The sequence below is a fragment of the Pantoea sp. X-Soil-TKNS-1279 genome (assembly GCF_059730565.1).
Map to the genome: position 1 here is coordinate 201,161 of NZ_AP035949.1, position 20,228 is coordinate 221,388.

Below are 20,228 nucleotides of genomic sequence, written 5' to 3' on the forward strand. Positions count from 1 at the left end.
CGCTTTTTTATTGCTTAAATCCTTATTTACCGTAGTATGCAGAAAGCATACAGCGCTATAACAAATTCGCATTAACTCTCTGTAACAACTCAATTTTATCCGTTATAGCCTTTCTTTTTATCAGGGTAACGCCGTGTTAGCGATTAAATCTCCGCGCGCCTATGCGCATGAGGCGGGCCTGCGCGCACGCGCTGGTGAGTTTATTAAACCTTACGCCACACATATCCGTATCTTCACTTCTCCCAACGCCTGGCAGGCGGTGAACCCAGAATTAACCACCAGCCTTGAGGCGCATGGCATTCGCTGGCAACTGGAATATCTGCACGGTGAATGCACCGATGACGCCATCGCCACCTTGCAACACAATGTTGAGCAGCAAGGCGCGGAACTGTTGTTTGCCATTGGTGGTGGTCGCGTGCTGGATGCCGCCAAAGCCGTTGGCAGCCAGATGCCGGAATTGACGGTGATTAATTTCGCCACGCTGGCCGCCACCTGTGCCGCCTGGTCGCCGGTCGCGATTATCTACACCCCGGAGGGCGGGCATGTGCGCAGCCAGCCACTTGGCAAAATGCCTGAACTGGTGCTGGTAGACAGTGAAGTGATCGCGCGCAGCGACGCCCGTTATCTGAAGGCGGGTATTGTTGATGCGCTGGCAAAATACTACGAATTCCGCCCTTATCAACGCCACAACCCCGACGACCTGGCGCTCGATCTCAAGGTGATGACCGCGTTACGCGCACTGGATACCTTTCGTCAGTTTGGCGCTGAGGCGGTGGCCGCCAATCAGCAGCAGCAGGTCACCCCGGCGCTGGTAAAAGTCATTGATGCCAATATCGTGCTGGCCGGGCTGGCGAACAGCGTACGCGACGTGCTGCCCACCCCAGGTTTTGCTCACGCCATTCATAATCGCCTGACCCACCAGCCGGAGCTGCATCACTGGCTGCATGGCGAAAAGGTCGGCTACAGCCTGCTGGTTCAGTCGCTCATCGAACATGAAGGCGTACCGGATGCTGAATTGCTGGCGCTGTTGCGTCAATACGATATGCCGCTGACGCTGGCTCCGCTAAGTGGCGATCGCGCTGAGCGTATTCGTGCCATTGCGCAGCAAATTAAATTCCCGGCCGCCAGTGCCGAACGTCTGCCGTTTAGCCTGTCCGCTGAGGCGCTGGAACAGGCTTTGCTGGCAACCGACAACGCATTTTAAGCGTGCGCTGCGGCGCACATTTTCTCTTTTACAGACCAGGACATCTTTTATGGACAGCGCAACTTCATCTCGTCGCCTGCGACTCGGCCTTTTTGTACAACCCGTTGGTCAACACGTCAGTGGCTGGCGTCTGACGCAGCAACTCGGCGATCCGACCGATATCGACTGGCTGATCACCATCGCGCAAAAAGCGGAAGCAGGCAAATTTGACCTGTTTTTTGTTGGCGATGCGTTGGCGACCAGTATGTACCGCCTGCCTTCCACTATGGCACGCCTTGAGCCGTTGACCATGCTGTCGGCCCTCGCGGTCAATACCAAACGCATCGGCCTGGCGGCAACGGCGTCCACCACGTTTAGCGACCCGTTCACTATGGCGCGCAGCTTCTCCTCGCTGGACCATATCAGCCGTGGTCGCGCGGCGTGGAACGTAGTGACCTCTTTCTCCACCGACGTTGCGCGCAACTTTAGCCGCAGCGATATGCCAAATCACGCTGAGCGCTATGCGCGGGCGCGTGAGTTCCTCGAAGTGACTTACAAATTGTGGGAAGGCTGGGAAAAAGATGCGGTGCAGCCAAACAAAGCCACCGGCCAATATTTTATTGATGACAAGATCCAGCCGATCAACCACGAAGGCGAGCATTTCCAGGTTCAGGGGCCACTGAACATCACCCGTTCGCCGCAGGGGCGTCCGGTGATTATCGAAGCCGGTTCCTCTGCCGACGGTCAGAAGCTGGCGGCGGAAACCGCCGAAGTGATCTTCACTGCGGCAGCCAGCCTCGAAGAAGCGCAGACATTCTACCGTTCGCAGAAAGATCAGGTGATTGCCGCCGGACGCAACCCGGACCATGTGGTGATTATGCCGGGCGTGATGCCGATTGTCGGCCACACCCGTGAAGAAGCCAAAGCGCTGTGGAAAGAGTTGAACACCCTGGTGGATATCGAAAACGGTCTGCGTCAGCTCTCCCTGCGTTTCAGCATGGATCTGAGCCAGTATCCGCTTGATGGTCCGGTGCCGGAAGTGCCGCTGGGTGAAGGTAACCAGAGTCGCGTCAAACTGATGACCGATATGGCGAAGCGCGAAAACCTGACGCTGCGTGAGCTGGCCGCGGTCGCTGCCGGTTCCCGTGGACACCGGGTGATTGTCGGCACCGCCGAAGATATCGCCGATGACTTCCAGCTGTGGCTGGAGCAGGGGGGCGCGGATGGCTTCAACATCATGCCAGCGATTATGCCGGAGCAGCTTGACCTGTTCGTTGAACTGGTGATCCCGGAGTTGCGTCGTCGCGGCCTGTTCCGTGATGAGTATGAATTTGCCACCCTGCGCGAGAACCTCGGCCTGCCTGTGGTGTAACGACTGGAGAACAGCATGGTCACCTTATCAAAGCGTGTGCAGTCCGTGTCTCTCTCCGCCAATGCTGCGGCGCGTCAGTTGACGCGCCAGCTTAAAGAGCAGGGCGTGGATATTCTCGACCTCACCACCGGGGAGCCTGATTTCGATACCCCGGCCCCTATCCGCCAGGCGGCTGTGGTAGCAATGGAAGCGGGCGAAACCCGTTATACGCCTACGCCCGGCACCACGGCGCTGCGCAAAGCAGTACAGCAGAAGCTGGCGCGGGAAAATCAATTGCCGTATGAGGTGGAGCAGATCGCCATCGCTAATGGCGCTAAGCAGGTTATCTTCAACGCCTTTGCTGCCACCCTCAACGAGGGCGATGAGGTGATTGTGCCGGTGCCATACTGGCCGACCTTCCCGGACAGCGTGCGTTTTAACGGTGGCGAGCCGGTGTTACTGGCGTGCCCGCTGGAGCAGCAGTACAAGTTGCAACCACAACAACTGGCTGCGGCAATCACCCACAAGACACGCTGGCTGGTGCTGAATAACCCCGGCAACCCTTCAGGTATGGTGTACAGCCACGAAGAGTTGGCCGCGCTGGCGGCAGTGCTACGCGATCATCCCGACGTCCTGATTATGCTGGATGAGTTGTATGAACATATTCTGTTTGATGGTCGTCAACACGTTAGCCTGCTGCACGTTGCGCCAGATTTAACACCACGCATCTTGCTGGTGGGCGGGGTATCGAAAACCTATGCCATGACCGGCTGGCGCATCGGCTTTGGCGCCGGTCCGAAAAAATTGATCAGCGCCATGACCGTGGTGCAGTCGCAAAACAGCTCCGGTGCCAGCGCCATCAGCCAGGCCGCTGCGGTCGCTGCGTTTAACGGGGGGCTGGATTTTCTGCCGCCGCAGCGCGAAGCGTATCAGCAACGACGTGATGCCATCATGGCAACGCTGAGTCAGGTGCCGGGTATTGAGGTGCTTAACCCGGAAGGGGCGTTTTTTATTTTCTGTCGCTGTGCTGGTCTGCTGGGGAAAACCCGCCCGGATGGCAAACGGCTGGAAAGTGAAGATGATGTGCTGAACTACCTGCTGGAAAGTGGGGTGTCCGGTGTCGCCGGCAGTGCCTACGGTTTGTCGCCGTATTTTCGTCTGTCGATTGCCACGGATATTGCGAGTGTCACCGAGGCAGGGCATCGCATTGCTCGTGCCTGTGCAGCATTGATTTAATTGCACGTCACCGTAGCGGCGCGATTTATCGCGCCGCTACGTAGCCTGGAAGAGAAGGGCAAGCCCTGCCCACGTTAGAGCAAGGCGTTTTCCCTGAATATTAGATCAGGAAATCATCCAGCGAGCCGCCAGCGTCGAGTACGCTTTTGATCGGGGAAGGCGTACGGCCCTGACCGGTCCAGAATTTCTCTTCACCGTTTTCATCGGTAAACTTATATTTCGCCGGACGCGGTGCGCGTTTTGCTTTAGGTTTGCTTTCGCCCTGAGTTAATTGCGCCAGTTCATTAATATCAATACCGTCGTTAAGCAGCATTTCTTTATACAGCGCCAGTTTTTCTTCTTTCTCGCGCTGTGCGGCATTTTCCGCCGCAGCTTCTTCACGACGTTCGGCGATCACCGCGCTGAGCTTTTCCAGCATTTCGTTTAAAACTTCAACCTCAATATCACGCGCCTGGGCACGCAGTGTACGAAGATTGTTCAATGCCTTCAGTGCATCGCTCATAAATAAACCCTTAGTAATGGTATGACTCAATCAAAAAAGGGCATTCTACGGGAAATGAAGGCAAAAGAAAATATTCTGTCGCAGCCAGATTAGTCCTGAAAAATATCGGGATATCAGGGTGGCAAACTATAACCTGATATCCCATCGTTTAAAGCGAGGATATTTTAGGCATCACGATAAAACGGAAAGCAGCCGGTAATCAGCGCAACCAGCAATAACACCAGGCAGGTTATAAACGACCAGCGTAATGTAAAGTGTTGAGCTTGCGCATAATCCAGTTTCAGCATGCCAATCAGTAAATAGGTTGAGGCGACCAGCGGGCTGAGAATATGCACCGGTTGTCCCACCAACGCGGCGCGTGCCATTTCAATTGGCGCGATACCATAATGTCCTGCCGCCTGAACCAGCACTGGCAACATGCCGAAATAAAACACATCGTTGGAAACCATCCAGGTGACCGGGATGCTTATTAACGCGGTAATTACCGCCAGATAAGGGCCAAGCGCAGGCGGAATCACGTTCACTATCGCGGTTGCCAGGCTATCGGCCATGCCGGTTTCTGAGAAGATGCCGGTAAACACCGCAGCTGCGAAGATCAACCCGGCCACGGCGAGGATGGCCGGGGCATGGCGCGCAATTTGCTCCTGCTGCTGACTGAGTTGCGGATAGTTCACGACGAACATGATGGCGGTTGCCAGCATAAACAAATAGGCCATCGGCACCACATCCAGCACCAGCAAGGTCATGAGCGCGATTGTCAGCGCCCAGTTAAACCAGAAACGCCAGGCCACACGGGGTTTCTCTTCAAACTGCAATCCGCTCAGCGTTGCTGAGTTCCCGCGGTGAAAACCAATGCGGGTGCGCTCGCGGCGGCCCAGCAACCAGGCCATGACAAAGGTCCAGACCACGCAGGCCAGCAGCGGCAGCAGCATTGGCACAAACAAGGTGGCAACATCGGCATGCACCGCCGTAGCGGCACGCGCTGTCGGGCCACCCCAGGGAAACATATTCCCCAGGCCGGTGCATTGTAATAGCAGGCAGGCCACACTTAGTCTTGATAAGCCAACGCGTTCATATATCGGCATAAAAGCCGCCAGTACAATCATATATACCGTTGCGCCGTCACCATCCAGCGCCACAATAAAACCCAGCAGGGCGGTGCCGATAAATATTTTGACCGGGTCACCATCAACGGCGGATACGATGCGTTTAATAATCGGATCAAACATTCCGGCATCGGTGACGCTCATAAAATAAAGCATGGCGAAAATCAACATCACACCGGTGGGGGCAACGGTACGTAATCCTTTAATCACCATGGCACCCATTTCCGCACCCTGGCCGGATAACAGCGCGAAAATTGTTGGGATAATAATCAATGCCGTTAAGGCGGAGAGTTTTTTGCTCATTAATAAGCCGATAAAACAGCCGATCATAAGCACACTGAGGATTAACAGCATGGCAGGTGTCCTGTTCAGAGGTTTCGGGTATAAATAAAAACAAACGACTATTTATTGTTCAGTTACACCTTTTTTCCCTCATCATTCAGACATTATTATCCGGAAATTATTTTGACGAGAGCAAGGTGCATTTATGGGAAAAATGCGTGCAACTTCTTATTTTTAATAAAATTAAAATCGCTTCAGGTTATGATTTATCGCGGTATTATTTGCGCTCCTCAACCATATCGCAAAGAAATAAAACACGCCCGGCCACTGCAACCGGGCGCATAAATTAACCGTGATCGCGTGGTGAAGGCGCAATCGGTAGTGGCAGGCGATAAAGTTTCACCGGATATTCTACGGTTGAAGGTTTCCCGCCGGTGGTGGCAGGCGTGCGGTTAATTTGTGCCGAAGGCATCCATAACGCCCCTTTAGAAATCCACATCGCATCAATCCAAACGAGGCGTGGATCCTGAATCACCGTGGTCACGGCACCATCCGGCGCAATGCGTTTGATGCTGCGGGTATTGATATCCGAGGCATAGATATTGCCCGCGGCGTCAATCGCCGTGCCGCCAGTGCTCCAGGTGTCGCGCACTTTCTCAGCGTGTAGTGCCACGTCAGCCGGTGAAAGTTTCTCGTCATTCAGATAACGGGTTTCGATGCGCGCCAGCGGTCCGGGAATAGCCTGATAGTAGAGCCATTTGCCATCAGGTGAGACTTCCAGCTGATCGAGGCCAACACGTTTTTCCCGGCCATCGCGCAGGAACAGTTTTTTGCCGTCGGCATAGATTGGTTGATGATCGATAGAGAGCGGATGATCATCCAGTACGCGCCAGCTTTTACCACTTTTCATATTTAACACCACCAACCCCACCGCACCGGGATCGGTCAGATAGGCGTAATCCCCATTGAAACGCACATCATCCAGATAGCTGGTGGCTTTCAGTACCGGAGCGTTAAACACGTAGCTGCCGACCACGTTGCCGCTTTGCAGATTGATGCGTACCAGTTTGGCTGCGCCTGCTACCGCGTGATCGCCGGTACCGATGCCTTTGTTACCGGCATCCATCACCCAGAGATCGCCATCCGGGCCAATCCGCAGGGCATTAACGTGATAGAAATGATGCTCAGGATCGGTACTCTGCCATTGATTCCAGGCCGCATCGGGATACGCCTTAAGCTGACCGTTCACCACTTCAGCCAGCTGTAAACCGCTGCCCTCCGATTGGGTCAGAGAGGCAAAAATGCGGCCATCGTGGCTGACGGTGATGCCATTCCACACCCTTGGGGAGGTGGTCACCTGTTGCAGGCGGCTATCTTGTTGGGTGGGTAGCTTAACCGGCAGGGTATCCTGTGCCAGTAGCGGTGCGGCGACGGTAACGGTCAGCGCCGCGATCAGCGCTTGCAGCGAATGCTTCATCCTTATCTTCCTTCTGAACATGGCAGGTTATTTGTTGCTCTGTTGTTAATGTCTTTCCATCCTGGCAGTCCGGAGTGATAAATTATATTCTCTGATTTTTATCAATTAATTCCTGGTGGGAATGAATGGAGCTGAAAGATCTGCATTATCTGCTGGCGGTGAAGGAGACCGGGCATCTGGGTAAAGCGGCGCAATCCCTTGGTATCACTCAGCCTGCGCTGACCAAATGTTTGCAGCGGCTGGAAAAGTTCTACGCCACCCGACTGATTTTAAAGGTCGGGCGTGGCATGCAACTGACGGAAGCGGGACTGCTACTTTGTGAACGTGCTCAAAAAGTCGTGCACATGATGCAGGTGACGCGCCAGGATTTACAGGCGTTGGGGGCAGGGACGGCGGGGGTGATCCGCCTCGGCGTGGCTGCCACCGCGGCAGAATTTATGCTGCCAATGCTGAGTCGTGATTTGCTACATAAAGCGCCAACGGCACGGCTGGAAGTGACCGTGGGGATGAACGACTTGCTGCAAAAAATGCTGCGGGAAAACAAGATCGATCTCATCCTCGGTTATTTGCCGGATGGCAACAGCGAGTTTATTACCCGCCCGCTGATTGACGATCCGGTGGTGATTGCCGCCAGCAAACGGCATCCGCTGGCGAATATCCATCCGACACCGGAACAGCTTGATCAATTTAACTGGCTGTTGCCTTCCATGCAGGTGGCGACGCGTCAGTGGCTGGAGCAACGCTTACGCAGCGGAGGCTATGCGCCCCCGCGCGTACAAATGGAAAGTAATACCTTATCGCCGCTGCGTCAGGTCATCGCCAGTACGCAATTGCTGAGTTTTCTCTCGCGGCGTTTGCTGAAAGGCGAGGGCGAAGATGCCTCGCTGGTGGAGATTCCTCTGCCGCTGGTCACCATGCCCCGAACCTTTGGCTGGCAGTTCCGCTCTTTGAGCGAGCTTTCCCCCGCCTCACGTTTACTGGTTGATTTAGCGGAAAAACGCTGGCATTGGTAAGACGTTCCTTGTGATTCGTAGCGGCGCGATTTATCGCGCGAGCCGTTTGCGCATTGAGGCAAAAGCGCGATAAATCGTGCCGCTACGGAGCTTTCCTTGAGTGATGATTGCCATCAGAAACTCTCATCTTTCCTTAATCATTGAAGAATAAGTGATTTTTCCACGAAAAAATTCTACTCAACTGGAAACAATTACTTGCAATGGAAATCTTAATGCGTATATTTCTCATTTGCTTTCTTAACGACATCTTTACTGTCGCGCTGTACGTGCCGGGACGGCACAGTCAGGCGCTTATTTCCTCCTGACCGTTATTCTTCAACAGCTATTTATGGCCGGATGCCAGCAGACGCCAGCGGGCATGTCGTCATTAATAACAAAAAATTGAGGAATATTATGTCTTTCGAAGAAAAGCGCGTCAGGGAAAACGCCCGGACTTCGCAGCGCGTGCTGCGGTTGTCAATGCTGGCGATGTTGATTACCTCGGGTATCGCCCATGCGGCAGATACGGCCAATAAAGAACAAACGCTGACGGTTAATGCCAGTGCCACGAATGCTGACCAGCAGGAGCAGGCTGCACAGGATTACAGCGTGCCTGTGACCCGTGCCGGTACCAAAATGGCGCTGACCGCGCGTGATATTCCGCAATCAGTCAGCATTATCAGCAAGCAACGTATGGAAGATCAGCAGTTGCAAACGTTGAATGACGTGCTGAAAAATACCACCGGTATCAAAAGTGTCAGTCAGGATATGGACCGCCCACTGTTCTATTCGCGTGGCTTCCTGATTGATAACTACATGATCGACGGCATTCCCACCGCGTTTGCTTCACGCTGGAACCTCGGCGATGTGCAAACTGATATGGCCCTGTATGAACGCGTGGAAGTGGTGCGTGGCGCGACTGGCCTGCTCACCGGTCCGGGCAACCCTTCAGCCGCCATCAACATGGTGCGCAAACACGCCGACAGCAAAGAATTTACCGGCAGTCTTGAAGCCAGCTATGGCAGCTGGAATAAGCAACGCTATGTTGCTGACCTCTCCGCACCACTGAGTGAAGATGGCCGCGTGCGTGGTCGCGTGGTGGCGGGTTATCAGGACCGTGACAGCTTTATCGAGCGTTACAATAATCAGAAACAGTTTGTCTATGCCGTGGTGGACGCCGATCTGACCGATTCCACCAAACTCTCGGTCGGTTATGAATTCAGCCAGGTTAACACTGATTCACCGATGTGGAGTGGTGCGCCGCGCTGGTACACCGACGGCACGCAGATTCGTACTCGCCGTGGTTATAACACCGCGCCGGACTGGGCCTATAACGACAAAGAGAACAAAAAGGTCTTTGTTAATCTGCAACAAAACTTCGATAACGGCTGGAACATCACGCTGAACGGCACGCACAACGAGATGTTCCTCGACAGTAAGATGCTGTATGTCGATGGCTATTTCGATAAATCCACCGGTATCGGCACCTCGCCGTATGCCAACTATCCAGTCATCGGTGGCACCGGTTATAATACCGGAAAACGTAAAGTCGATGCGGTGGATGCCTTCGCCAGCGGTCCGTATGAACTCTTTGGTCGTCAGCATGAGCTGATGGTGGGCGTGAGCTACAGCCGCCAGGACAACAAATACTACAGCGCCTGGGACAATATCTCTCCAACCCAGTTGGGTGACTACAGCGATTTCAACGGACAGTACCCGGAAACCGACTGGAACCCGCGTACCGAGTCCAGCGACAGCCAACTGGTGCGGCAGAAATCGACCTATCTTGCGACACGCATTTCTCTGGCCGATCCACTGCATGTGATCCTCGGTGCCCGTTATACCAACTGGAACCGCCAGACCATGAGTGCAGAGATGGAGAAAAACAACATCACCCCCTATGGTGGTGTGATTTATGACATCTCGGATAACTGGTCAGCCTATGCCAGCTACACCTCGGTATTCCAGCCGCAGGATTATCAGGATGCTTCCGGTGGTTACCTCTCCCCGGTGATTGGCAAAAACTACGAAGCTGGCGTGAAATCGGACTGGTATAACAGCCGTCTGACCACCACGTTGTCCGTATTCCGTTCTGAGCTGGACAATGTTGCGGTGAGCACCGGGCAGGTGAATGCCAGCACCGGCAACACCATTTATGAAGGCAAGAATGGCGTGGTCAGCAAAGGCGTCGAATTTGAAGTCAATGGTGCGTTGACCGATAACTGGCAGATGACCTTCGGCGGCACCACCTATCTGGCGGAAGATCGTAATGGCGATGCCTACAACTCGCAGCTGCCACGCACCTCGTTCAACCTGTTCACCAGCTATCGCCTGCCGCAACTGGACGCGTTAACACTGGGTGGCGGCGCGACCTGGCAATCAAAAACCTGGGGAGGTGTGAGTGGTCCGGACGGCAATGGCACCTGGCGTGCCCGTCAGGGTAGCTATACGCTGGTGGATCTGTTTGCCCGTTATGACGTCACCAAAAACGTTAGCTTACAGGCCAACCTGAATAACCTGTTTGACAAAGAGTACGACACCAACGTCGGCAGCGGTGGCATTGTCTACGGTGAACCGCGAAACTTCTCGGTCAGCGCGACTTACCGCTTCTGATAATAAGACGCCTCTGCGGCGTCTTCTGTCGCGGCGCGATTAATCGCGCCGCGACGAATGAATATTACTGACCTTTTTGCGCTCTGGCGGCGGCCACCAGGCCATCCAGCCAGTCCTGATGACCATTAATCATCGGGTTCGGCTGGGCTTTAGCCAGCTCTTTCGCCGGGTTACCGTTTTGCGTTTCCTGGGTCAGGATGCGCACACGGTTGTCAGATAAATCTTCCACCAGCCAGGCGTGCAGCACATCAAGGCGATCTGCCGCCCCTTCTTCGCCAGCCCAGCCGTGCCACGCAACACGTCCCGCTTCACCGGCTGACGGCGCAACGTATTCCGTTACGCGGGCTTCAACCGGGAAACCAAAGGTTTCAAAGTAGAAACGATCATCCTGTGCCAGTACCGGTCCTTTGTTGTCGTAGAAACGGGCATTGGCGGAGTTTTTGTAGTAGGTCGGCCACAGCGCCGGTGTTACCAGCAGCGGCCAAATGTCTGCGGCAGACAGACCCGCAACAATCACTTCATTAGAACAGTAGTTATCGGTAAAACCGGGGATAAAGCCTTCCGGCCAGACAATGGCATTCATTTTCATGGTAATCACCTCTCATGTGTTTTGATGGGATTAGCATGAGCCTGTTTTTCATATAAGTGAAATTGATAGTTATGATATTTGATATCACTATTTTTTATCTCATGTCTGGCTGCATCAATGCGTAGCGGCGCGATATATCGCACTGTTATAAAACCTTGCCGCTACAGGGGATGTTATGTCGCCGCGCCCAGGGCGGCTTTTCCCACTGAAGTGAAGATGGCGTCATCCTGCGGTGTATGGATACGGCCACACAGCACGTTACGTAAGTGACGTTGTAACGGATTCTGGCGGGTTAAGGCGTGGTTGCCGATGCTCTCCACCATCAGTTGTACAGCATGGATGGCGTTCTCCGTCACCACCTGTTTCACCTGGGAGGCATGCGCGCTGGCGATCTCTCCCTGCGCGCAGCTATGCAGCAAACAGGCATTGGTAAACAACCGGGTGTCGATTCGTCCCACTATCTCCTGAAAACGAGGCAGGGTGGCGAGTGGCGCGGCAAGGTTGGCCGGAACGCGTTGTTGCAGGAAAGCGATAAACCAGTCGCGCGCGCTTTGGGCGATGGCGTCATACAGGGTGCCAAGCAGCGTTGCCATCCATATCTGCTCCTCGTCACTCAATCCCGGTTTGGGTGTGCTCCAGGGGGCGACATTCACTGCGTAATCGAAGGGGATCAGCACCTCATCCAGCACCACCCGATGGCTACAGGTGCCACGCATACCCAGATGATCCCACTCCTCGATAATACGGATGCCAGGCGCGCTGGCGGGTATCAGATAGCCACCGACCAGCGGATCGGCATCATCGCTGCTGGCCCACACCAGAAACCAGTGCAAACCGTGGCTGCCGGTGGAGTAAATCTTTTCACCGCTAACACGCCAGCCCTCGGCGGTACGCCGTGCCCGGGTACGCGGTAACCCCCCGCGTGCCGGGGTGCCCAGCTCGGGTTCCACCCGAAGCGCATTGATTAAAGCACCGTGCTGCCGAACGCTGGCGGCAACTTGCTGGCGTACGGCGTCAGGCCAGTCAGCGTCTTTGCCCAGACGGCGGGTATTGAGATATTGCATGATCAGAATCAGCGCGCTGGAAGGCTCTCCGCGTGCCACGGCAGCGATAACCGCCTGACATTCACGCAACGTCGCACCGCTGCCACCGGCTTCCAGCGGCAACGCGTAATGCAACAAACCGTGCTGGCGCAGCAGCGCAAAAATGGCGTGGGGAAAATCGCCGTTTTCATCCACGGCGGCTGCCTGGCTTTCTAACGAACGGGTTATCACCGGTAAAATTTCGTTGAGCAGAGAAATATTATCCGCCATTACGTGCCGCCTTATTCATGCATATTTTTAATAAGGTCTGATTGTTTATTTTTATGCCGGGGATGTAAAAGCAATAAAGCGGATAACCACATGCGTAATCGGCATAATTCTGCGGCTGGTTGCCACGGTTAATTACGATTAACCTGCCTGCTCCTGAAAAGAATTATTACAGCAACAACATCTCAACCTGCATTTATTTTTGGGAGTAAAACCATGCCAGTTAATTATTCACTTTCACGCCGCCATTTTCTCAGTTATTCCGCTGCCGCTATGTTGGCACCAGGCCAGGTGTTCGCTGACGATGCGCTGGCCGGAATGCACATGTCCGGCGATTTATTGCAGGGCGGAGCGGGAAAATGGGCGTTGGCTAAACCCACCCACATTCGCATGGCGGTCAATCTGAACGCCATTTGCCTCGCGCCGGTGGTGGTGGCCGACCAGCATCAATTCTTTAAAGCGCACAACCTCGAAGTGGAGTTCGTCAATTTTGGCAACTCGACTGAACTGTTACTGGAATCGATCGCCACCGGTAAGGCTGAAGCGGCGATTGGCATGGCGCTGCGCTGGCTAAAGGCGCTGGAGCAGGGTTTTGATGTCAAGCTGACCGCCGGAACCCACGGCGGCTGTATGCGCCTGCTGACGCGTGATGATGGCCCGCGTTCGCTGGAACAATTGAAAGGCCAAACCATTGGGGTGACCGATATGGCTGGCGCGGATAAGAACTTTTTCTCGCTGCTGCTGAAAAAGCACGGCGTTGATCCCACTGCCGACGTGAACTGGCGCGTTTTTCCGCAGGACCTGCTGCCGATGGTGTTACAAAAAGGCGAAATTCAGGCTGCCAGCGGCTCCGACCCGATTATGTGGCGTTTAACCCAGCAGCCGGGTTATCGCGAAGTGGCGACCAACCTGATGGATGAATACGCCAACCTGAGTTGCTGCGTGGTGGGGACGCGTGGCAGTTTGATCCGCGATCAGCCGGACGTCGCTGCGGCGATCACCCACGCGATTTTGCAGGCCCACGCTTACGCCGCACAACACCCGGAGGTCGTCGCTCAGGCGTTTAACGGCAAAGCGCTCAACACCACGCCACAGGAAATCGCCAGCGTGTTGAAAACCCATACCCACGGCCATTACTCGGTGGGCAATGCGTTTGTACAAGAGATTGATATCTATGCGCGGGATTTGAAAGCCATCAACGTATTGCGACCAGAAACCGATCCGCTGCTGTTTGCCAAAGGGATTACCTCGAATGTATTGGTGTGACCGTAACGGCGCGATACCTTGCGCATCGCGCCGTTACTAGTCGACCTCATGTAGTCAGGGGTTACCATTGCACCGCACTACGCTGCCACGCCAGCGTGCGGTCACGAATCAGGAACAGCAGAGAGATGAGTGAGGAGAACAGCAGCGCCATCACGATCAGCGCGGCATACATATTGGCGTAAGCCGCCCAACCCTGCGCCCATTGCAGATACCAGCCAAGGCCTGATTTCACCCCCATCATTTCCGCCGCTACCAGCACCGAAAACGATGCACCCAATCCCATAAACAAACCCACGAACAGATGAGGTAACGCAGCCGGGACTGCCACCCGCAGCACCAGGAACCACGCGTTTGCCCCCAGGGTGCGAGCCACATCGTAGTAACGACTATCGACACTGGCGACGCCCGACCAGGTCAGCACCGTCACCGGGAACCAGGTTGCCAGCGCAATCAAAAATACCGCCGCCGAGAAGCTGGACGGGAAGAAATAGAGTGACAGCGGCAACAGCGCCGTTGAGGGCACCGGCCCAAGGAAGCGTAAAATCGGATGGACCCAATATCCCAACCCACGCGACCAACCGATGGCGACACCGGTGACAAAGCCAACCAGGCTACCGTAGATAAACCCCAATGCCAGCAGGCGCAGCGAGTTGAGCACGCTGTCCAGCAGACGTGGCCAGTCGGTGGCGTACGCCTCAATCAGCGCGCGCGGTGGCGCAAAGAAGGGGGCGGGCAGCAACGCCAGCTTGGCGGTGACGATCTCCCACACGCCGATTAGCCCTGCCAGTACCATCAGCCAGGGGCCGCTGCGCTTGAGAGGCGAAAGTGCCTGCAACCGGGGAAACAGACCGGCAATAATCGCCAGCACGCTGAGTAACCCCGCCAGAGCGGTAAACAGTTCATGGGTTTGATCGACAAAACGCGGCGCAGCGAAGCCAACTGGCTTATCTGGCACCGCCACCATCAGCGCTACCAGCGCCCACCACAACACCAGCGCACCCCAGATGGCGGGCTGCACCCGGCGTACGCTTGCCTGACTGCGGGTTATCGTCAGCGTTTCACTGGCCATCATGGTCTCCTTAGCTGGACATGTTACTCATCGACGCCAGGGTGCTGGCGTGCTGGTGGCTGGAGGACTCGGTCAGCAACTGCGGGACGTAGTGCTCGGCAAAGCGCTGCGCATTCGTATCTGACCGGATTACATTGATTTTCTTCAATTCATCGACATACACCGCGACTTCACTGCGCAATTGCGCGCCAGTGGAGTGGTGATGGTGCGTATGCTCGCGCAGCATGGCGGCAATATCCGCTACCGGTACTGAGCCGGGGACAAACGGCTGGAAAATGCGCGCGGTTTCATCGGGGTGGTCGGCGGTCCACTGCTGAGCATCGACAATCGCCTGGGTGATTGCCCGCGCGGTGGCCGGATCGTCACGCACCAGCGAGCCACGCAGGCCCAGCACACAGCAGGTGAGGTGGGCGTATTCCCCGTTGAGGTTGTTGTCCACCTCCACCAGGTTATGCTGCTTTTTCAGCAACCAGCCCTGGGGATCGTCGGTCGCCAGCGCCTGCACTTCACCTTTGCGCAGGGCTTCCCCGAACAGGTCAGAGGGATATTGCAGCCAGTTCACCTGGGTATCAGGATTGATGCCCAGTTTCGCCAGTTGAATGGCGAAGAAGTTGCGGATCGGGCTGGCCTGGTCGCTCACCGCCACGGATTTGCCCACCAGATCTTTCACCTGATGGATACCGCTGTTTTGCGGTGCCAGCAGACGCATACAACCGCCGTGGGTACCGACAGTGAGATCGACATCAAAACCCTGCTCCAGCGGTTTAAGCCAGCGCAGCGCCATGCCGATGCCGCCATCCGCCTGTCCGGTCGCGATGGCCTGCAACAGCGCATCGGTTGGCCCGCTAAAGTTAACCGGCTCAACATTCAGGCCATATTTTTTAAAGAAACCTTGTTTGAGCGCGACGGAAATGGGGGCCTGACAGACAGCGGTTTGCCCCCAGGCCAGTTTGACGGTTTTCAGCGTGTTATCCGCCGCAAATACCGCCGGATTTACCGCGCCAGCGGCACCCAGCAAACCTAATCCACGTAATAAGCTGCGGCGAGTGAGAGAGATATTGTGCATTGCCATCATTCCTTCCATGTAAAAAAATCACTTCAGGCACTATGGCAAAGCCTGACTGCGCCACCAAATAACAATCCCGCATGTCTTCATGCAAATTCCCTTTATGTTTTTCGGGGGTATTGATTGCCGAAATTGCTATTTCGTGGGCGAGAAGGCGCGTGCTAATTATTTTTTATTTTTCTGAACAGTGGGGGCAAATATATGGCGGGTGAACTGTCAGGGGTGAATATTGCGATAGAAAAAGTCAGCCACCATTTCAGCCTTGAAGGCAGGGCGTTACCGGTGCTGGAAAATATTAATCTGCAGGTTGCCGCCGGAGAATTTGTGGCATTGCTCGGGCCGTCGGGCTGTGGCAAATCGACGCTGCTGCGTCTGCTGGCTGGGCTCGAACAACCGGTCAGCGGCTTGCTGGCGGAAGAGGGGCGCGCCATCACCGCGCCCGATCCGTCGCGCGTGGTGGTGTTTCAGGACCCCACGCTCTATCCGTGGCGGACGGTGTACGACAATGTCGGTCTTGGCCTGCAAATCCGTGGTGAGTGCCGCACGGTGCGGGAACAGCGTATCAATGCGATGTTGGATCGCGTCGGCCTGACGCAGTTTGCCCGTGCCTGGCCGCACCAGTTATCCGGCGGTATGGCGCAACGTGCCGCATTGGCGCGGGCGCTGGTCAATCATCCACGTCTGCTGATCCTGGATGAGCCGCTGGGTAAGCTGGATTCATTAACCCGCCTGCGTATGCAGCAGGAGATCGTCGATTTGTGGCAGGAGCAACAATTCACCACCCTGATGGTGACGCACGATGTGGAAGAAGCGTTGGTCATGGCGAATCGCGTGGTGGTGTTCAGCCCGCGTCCGGCGAAAGTGCTGGATATCATCACGGTGGATTTACCCTGGCCGCGCCGTCGCGACGATGCACAGTTGGTGGCGCTGCGCAGCCGCATTCTCGATCTGCTGGGGGCAGAGCGAGCGGCAGCCTGAGAAACGCGCGATAAATCGCGCCGCTACACCTCATCCCCCCCGTAGCGGCGCGATTTATCGCGCAAGGTGTTTAGTGCTGAAACCGTAACGCGACACCGAACGCGTGTTCGGCCGCCACCCTCACCGCGTTCTCCGCCTCGCTAAAGGGCACGTCTCCCAGCAGCAAACAGGCTTTCACCTTACTCAGGTCCTGGGTGTGCAGGCTGAGTGCCGCCATGCGTGCGCTGCCATCGTAATCGTCCGGCAGGCTGTTAAATCGCTTCACCACGTACTCGGCGGCAGCGAAGCGCACCGTTGCGGCACCGGCTTTCAGCACAAAAGCCCCTTCCTGACAGGCCACCAGCCGTCCGGCACCAAACAGCCGGTTATACACCAGCGCGGCGGCTGCCGGATCCTGAGCCACCACCACAAACTCGACGATGTTACTGACCCCGTTCGGGTGCTGCTGCCATGCCGGTTGCCAGACCGCCTGCGGTGTTTCGTGTTGGCAGAAGAAGCTGCGGCCATTCGGCACCAAATCGCTGCGTAAACGCACAGTACGGAAGCGAGCCTGTTGCGCTGAACCATCCGGCAGCGTCACCGGCCGATAAAAACTGGCGGGTGGCTCGCCATCAATATCCTGGCTCTCCAGATAACGCCACACTGCGTCAGCATCATCACTTTTCCACACCAGACCGCTCAATCCGAGGGGGGACTGCCAGAGATCCTGACGCAGATTGCCACGCGTCGCTTCATAACCCAGCAACTCCAGATAATTCTCGCCAAACACCGCCAGATGATTGCTGGACCCGAGCGAGTGGTGACCACGTTCGGTCAGTTGAAAACCCAGCCGCTGAAACAGCGTGCTGGCTGCATCGAGTTGATCTGCCACGTTGATCACCACATGATCGAGACGTGGCAGCGGAACGGTTATCGCCATCGGTATTCTCCTTGTTCTCACCGTCACGAGGCCAGTTCCTGCGCTTGCTGCACCTCAGCCAGCGCCCGCTGTGCCAGGGCCGTAAAATATTGCACCGCCGGGGCGAGCATCGCTTCATCCGGGTCGAAGGCGGGATGATGCAACCCGTGTGTGCTGGCGCTGCCGATGCTGACAAATACCCCCGGCACCTGATGCAGATAAAAGGCAAAATCCTCGCCGCCCATCTGCGGTGTCGCGGTATGGATGTCATATCCCTGCTGTTGCGCCAGATGCAGCGCCACCTCTGCCCACGCCGGGGTATTGATCAGCGAAGGTGGGCCAGGTTGCCACACCAACTCGGCGTCTCCGTCAAAGCCTGCGGCGATACCGGCAATCAGGCTGCGGATTCTTTGCGGAATCTCTGCGCGGATGGCGGCATCATGGGTACGCACCGTCCCTTCCAGCTCCACCTGATGCGGCAACACATTCCAGCTATTGCCTGCGGTAAAACGCGTCACGCTGACCACCACCGATGCCAGCGCGCTGAATACCCGGCTGGGCAGATGTTGCAACGCGGTGACGATATGGCTGGCGATAACGATCGCATCAATGCCCTCATGCGGGCGCGCGGCATGGGCACCTTTGCCGCTGATGTTGATCTGAAAACGATCGACATTGGCGTACATCGCACCGCCACGGGTACGCAGCGTGCCAACCGGCAAATCTGGCGCGTTGTGTAAACCAAAAATCGCCTGCACCTCCTCCAGTGCGCCTGCATCAATCAGCTGCTGTGCACCGTTGAAGGTTTCCTCTGCGGGTTGAAACAGGATGCGTACCCGGCCAGGCAGTTGTGCTTCAATGCGTTTGAGCTGATGCGCCACCCCCAGCATCACGCTGCTGTGCAGGTCGTGACCACAGGCATGCATCACGCCCGGCTGTTGGGATTGCCACGGTTGCTGCGTCAATTCGTCAATCGGCAGGGCATCAATATCAGCGCGTAACGCAATCACCGCGTCGCCCTGACCAATCTCCGCGACCACCCCGGTGCTCAGGCCGAGCGGCAACAAGCGAATATTTGCCTGTTGCAGCCAGCGGGTAATCCGTGCGGTGGTGGCGTGTTCCTGATTGGATAACTCAGGGTGCTGATGCAGTTCACGTCGCCAGTGGATCAGTTGTTCTGTGGAAATGGCCGTCATGGTTATCCTTGAGCATCAGCGGGGAGAAAGGGTTCGCCGAGGGTTAGCATCAGACGGTTGGCCCAGGCGAAGAAGGCGGTGGACTGCACCAGATCCAGCAATTGCAGGGTGTCCAGCCCTTGCGCGCGCAGCGCCTGTAGCTGCGCCTGGCTGGCGCTGGCGGGAGTGACGGAGAGTGCGGCGCTGAAATCAATGATGGCCTGCCAGCGCGGCGATTGACCGTGGGATAACTCCGCGCCAGGTGACACATTCAGCAGCTTTTGCACCGCCGCATCATCTTTCGCTAACTGGCTGGCTTTACGTGCGTGCACTGAGGCGCAATAGATGCAGCCATTGACTTTACTCACCACCGTGGCTGCCAGCTCACGCTCCGCACGCGCTAAACCGCCGGACGTATAAAAGATGCCTTTATCGGTCAGGGTACGCTGTTCCAGCAGTGGCAGGTTGCGACCCAACAGGCGGAAGTAATCAGAATCGCTGTGACCAAAGCGTGCCAGCGTGGCTTTTTCTTCGGTGGTAAATTCATGCAGCGGTTTAGCCGCCAGCCAGGGTTCCCAGCCCAGTTCCTGCTGCGTGAAAGCCGTGAGGGCGGTTTTCCCGCTATGGGTGCGCGGGGCGTTATGCCAGATACCGGCTACCGCGTGTTGTGTGGACGCTAAACTGTCGCCGTTAAGTAAGCGGAACCCGGCCAGTAGCCGACTCTGGAAGCTGACAAAGGCGACCAACTGCGCCAGCGTGACGATGCCGCGTGGTGTCCAGCCGGCGCTGTGCAGGTTGGCAATATGCTGCGGTGTTGCTTCGACAGGACGGAAACTCAGGCGTTCGGCAAAAGCACGCGCCGCCTCATCGCGCGCGCTATGCTGCGCGCCCGAAGCCTGCTGCTGGTAATGCGCCTGCAAAGCCACTTCGCCATGCCAGGCCGCCACCTGTGCCGCCAGTGCAAAACGCGCCGGGAGCGGGAAATCGTCGTCATGCTGACCAAAGAGCACCTCATAGCTGCCCTGAGTATGGCGGGTGGCAGCATCGCGTTGGGCACGCGCCTGCGCCAGTTCCGATGCCGGATCGATATCGGCCAGTGCCGCGAGCAAATCATTCACTTGAGACATCTCTTTCT

At 56.1% G+C, this 20,228-nt stretch carries 17 protein-coding genes; 7 read left to right on the forward strand and 10 right to left on the reverse strand.

The window, feature by feature from the left end:
- Window positions 1-133 precede the first annotated feature (133 nt).
- From AC6I8N_RS21140 to AC6I8N_RS21150, 3 genes are read left to right on the forward strand one after another with little or no spacing between them, the layout of a single operon-like run.
- Window positions 134-1,204, forward strand: a complete 1,071-nt coding sequence (locus AC6I8N_RS21140; RefSeq protein WP_497831058.1) for an iron-containing alcohol dehydrogenase family protein — start codon at window positions 134-136, stop codon at window positions 1,202-1,204.
- Between the two features lie 49 nt (window positions 1,205-1,253).
- The gene (locus AC6I8N_RS21145) at window positions 1,254-2,555 is read left to right on the forward strand and encodes an LLM class flavin-dependent oxidoreductase (protein ID WP_497831059.1); all 1,302 of its coding nucleotides are present in this window, start codon (window positions 1,254-1,256) and stop codon (window positions 2,553-2,555) included.
- 15 nt (window positions 2,556-2,570) lie between these two features.
- The gene (locus tag AC6I8N_RS21150) at window positions 2,571-3,770 is read left to right on the forward strand and encodes an aminotransferase class I/II-fold pyridoxal phosphate-dependent enzyme (RefSeq protein ID WP_497831060.1); all 1,200 of its coding nucleotides are present in this window, start codon (window positions 2,571-2,573) and stop codon (window positions 3,768-3,770) included.
- A gap of 100 nt (window positions 3,771-3,870) precedes the next feature.
- Here the strand turns inward: AC6I8N_RS21150 and AC6I8N_RS21155 are convergent, their stop codons facing one another.
- The 3 genes from AC6I8N_RS21155 to AC6I8N_RS21165 form a co-directional block, all read right to left on the reverse strand.
- Window positions 3,871-4,272 (reverse strand): H-NS family histone-like protein, encoded by a 402-nt coding sequence (locus AC6I8N_RS21155; RefSeq protein ID WP_415174620.1) that lies wholly within the window; start codon window positions 4,270-4,272, stop codon window positions 3,871-3,873.
- Between the two features lie 164 nt (window positions 4,273-4,436).
- On the reverse strand, window positions 4,437-5,732 hold the full coding sequence (locus AC6I8N_RS21160; protein WP_497831061.1) for a CitMHS family transporter: 1,296 nt from the start codon (window positions 5,730-5,732) through the stop codon (window positions 4,437-4,439).
- Window positions 5,733-6,006: 274 nt separating this feature from the next.
- Window positions 6,007-7,137, reverse strand: coding sequence for an L-dopachrome tautomerase-related protein (locus tag AC6I8N_RS21165; protein WP_208725792.1), 1,131 nt, complete (start codon window positions 7,135-7,137; stop codon window positions 6,007-6,009).
- 125 nt (window positions 7,138-7,262) lie between these two features.
- On the opposite strand from AC6I8N_RS21165, the gene AC6I8N_RS21170 reads away from it, so the two are divergent.
- On the forward strand, window positions 7,263-8,150 hold the full coding sequence (locus AC6I8N_RS21170) for a LysR family transcriptional regulator (RefSeq protein WP_208725789.1): 888 nt from the start codon (window positions 7,263-7,265) through the stop codon (window positions 8,148-8,150).
- 393 nt (window positions 8,151-8,543) lie between these two features.
- Window positions 8,544-10,742, forward strand: a complete 2,199-nt coding sequence (fhuE, locus tag AC6I8N_RS21175) for a ferric-rhodotorulic acid/ferric-coprogen receptor FhuE (protein ID WP_497831062.1) — start codon at window positions 8,544-8,546, stop codon at window positions 10,740-10,742.
- Between the two features lie 64 nt (window positions 10,743-10,806).
- Here the strand turns inward: fhuE and AC6I8N_RS21180 are convergent, their stop codons facing one another.
- The gene (locus tag AC6I8N_RS21180; RefSeq protein ID WP_415174703.1) at window positions 10,807-11,325 is read right to left on the reverse strand and encodes an SRPBCC family protein; all 519 of its coding nucleotides are present in this window, start codon (window positions 11,323-11,325) and stop codon (window positions 10,807-10,809) included.
- A gap of 179 nt (window positions 11,326-11,504) precedes the next feature.
- Window positions 11,505-12,644, reverse strand: a complete 1,140-nt coding sequence (locus tag AC6I8N_RS21185) for an acyl-CoA dehydrogenase family protein (RefSeq protein ID WP_497831063.1) — start codon at window positions 12,642-12,644, stop codon at window positions 11,505-11,507.
- 213 nt (window positions 12,645-12,857) lie between these two features.
- Between AC6I8N_RS21185 and AC6I8N_RS21190 the strand changes: the two genes are divergently transcribed.
- Window positions 12,858-13,907: an ABC transporter substrate-binding protein gene (locus AC6I8N_RS21190; RefSeq protein WP_497831064.1), complete on the forward strand. Its 1,050-nt coding sequence runs from the start codon at window positions 12,858-12,860 to the stop codon at window positions 13,905-13,907.
- Window positions 13,908-13,968: 61 nt separating this feature from the next.
- On the opposite strand, the gene AC6I8N_RS21195 is transcribed toward AC6I8N_RS21190, so the two are convergent.
- Together AC6I8N_RS21195 and AC6I8N_RS21200 are read right to left on the reverse strand one after the other, a co-directional pair.
- Window positions 13,969-14,976, reverse strand: coding sequence for an ABC transporter permease (locus tag AC6I8N_RS21195; protein ID WP_497831162.1), 1,008 nt, complete (start codon window positions 14,974-14,976; stop codon window positions 13,969-13,971).
- Between the two features lie 10 nt (window positions 14,977-14,986).
- Entirely contained in the window at window positions 14,987-16,048 is a 1,062-nt protein-coding gene (locus AC6I8N_RS21200) for an ABC transporter substrate-binding protein (RefSeq protein WP_497831163.1), read from the reverse strand.
- 195 nt (window positions 16,049-16,243) lie between these two features.
- On the opposite strand from AC6I8N_RS21200, the gene AC6I8N_RS21205 reads away from it, so the two are divergent.
- Complete coding sequence (locus AC6I8N_RS21205; protein WP_497831065.1) at window positions 16,244-17,020, forward strand: ABC transporter ATP-binding protein; 777 nt, start codon at window positions 16,244-16,246, stop codon at window positions 17,018-17,020.
- A 70-nt stretch (window positions 17,021-17,090) separates the two neighbouring features.
- Here AC6I8N_RS21205 and AC6I8N_RS21210 read toward each other — a convergent pair whose 3' ends face one another.
- Genes AC6I8N_RS21210 through AC6I8N_RS21220 form a run of 3 tightly spaced genes read right to left on the reverse strand, consistent with a single transcriptional unit; the run spans window position 17,091 to window position 20,220 of the window.
- Window positions 17,091-17,939 (reverse strand): VOC family protein, encoded by an 849-nt coding sequence (locus AC6I8N_RS21210; protein ID WP_497831066.1) that lies wholly within the window; start codon window positions 17,937-17,939, stop codon window positions 17,091-17,093.
- Window positions 17,940-17,962: 23 nt separating this feature from the next.
- The gene (locus tag AC6I8N_RS21215) at window positions 17,963-19,114 is read right to left on the reverse strand and encodes an amidohydrolase (protein ID WP_497831067.1); all 1,152 of its coding nucleotides are present in this window, start codon (window positions 19,112-19,114) and stop codon (window positions 17,963-17,965) included.
- A 2-nt stretch (window positions 19,115-19,116) separates the two neighbouring features.
- The gene (locus tag AC6I8N_RS21220; protein ID WP_497831068.1) at window positions 19,117-20,220 is read right to left on the reverse strand and encodes an alkylhydroperoxidase domain protein; all 1,104 of its coding nucleotides are present in this window, start codon (window positions 20,218-20,220) and stop codon (window positions 19,117-19,119) included.
- Between the last annotated feature and the right edge of the window lie 8 nt (window positions 20,221-20,228).

Excerpts from the sequence above, each read along its gene's own strand:
- fhuE (WP_497831062.1), top strand. The coding sequence starts at position 8,544 with ATGTCTTTCGAAGAAAAGCGCGTCAGGGAAAACGCCCGGACTTCGCAG.
- AC6I8N_RS21205 (WP_497831065.1), top strand. The coding sequence starts at position 16,244 with ATGGCGGGTGAACTGTCAGGGGTGAATATTGCGATAGAAAAAGTCAGC.
- AC6I8N_RS21215 (WP_497831067.1), bottom strand. The coding sequence starts at position 19,114 with ATGACGGCCATTTCCACAGAACAACTGATCCACTGGCGACGTGAACTG.
- AC6I8N_RS21185 (WP_497831063.1), bottom strand. The coding sequence starts at position 12,644 with ATGGCGGATAATATTTCTCTGCTCAACGAAATTTTACCGGTGATAACC.
- AC6I8N_RS21190 (WP_497831064.1), top strand. The coding sequence starts at position 12,858 with ATGCCAGTTAATTATTCACTTTCACGCCGCCATTTTCTCAGTTATTCC.
- AC6I8N_RS21220 (WP_497831068.1), bottom strand. The coding sequence starts at position 20,220 with ATGTCTCAAGTGAATGATTTGCTCGCGGCACTGGCCGATATCGATCCG.
- AC6I8N_RS21165 (WP_208725792.1), bottom strand. The coding sequence starts at position 7,137 with ATGAAGCATTCGCTGCAAGCGCTGATCGCGGCGCTGACCGTTACCGTC.
- AC6I8N_RS21200 (WP_497831163.1), bottom strand. The coding sequence starts at position 16,048 with ATGGCAATGCACAATATCTCTCTCACTCGCCGCAGCTTATTACGTGGA.
- AC6I8N_RS21210 (WP_497831066.1), bottom strand. The coding sequence starts at position 17,939 with ATGGCGATAACCGTTCCGCTGCCACGTCTCGATCATGTGGTGATCAAC.
- AC6I8N_RS21155 (WP_415174620.1), bottom strand. The coding sequence starts at position 4,272 with ATGAGCGATGCACTGAAGGCATTGAACAATCTTCGTACACTGCGTGCC.
- AC6I8N_RS21195 (WP_497831162.1), bottom strand. The coding sequence starts at position 14,976 with ATGGCCAGTGAAACGCTGACGATAACCCGCAGTCAGGCAAGCGTACGC.
- AC6I8N_RS21145 (WP_497831059.1), top strand. The coding sequence starts at position 1,254 with ATGGACAGCGCAACTTCATCTCGTCGCCTGCGACTCGGCCTTTTTGTA.
- AC6I8N_RS21180 (WP_415174703.1), bottom strand. The coding sequence starts at position 11,325 with ATGAATGCCATTGTCTGGCCGGAAGGCTTTATCCCCGGTTTTACCGAT.
- AC6I8N_RS21150 (WP_497831060.1), top strand. The coding sequence starts at position 2,571 with ATGGTCACCTTATCAAAGCGTGTGCAGTCCGTGTCTCTCTCCGCCAAT.
- AC6I8N_RS21170 (WP_208725789.1), top strand. The coding sequence starts at position 7,263 with ATGGAGCTGAAAGATCTGCATTATCTGCTGGCGGTGAAGGAGACCGGG.
- AC6I8N_RS21160 (WP_497831061.1), bottom strand. The coding sequence starts at position 5,732 with ATGCTGTTAATCCTCAGTGTGCTTATGATCGGCTGTTTTATCGGCTTA.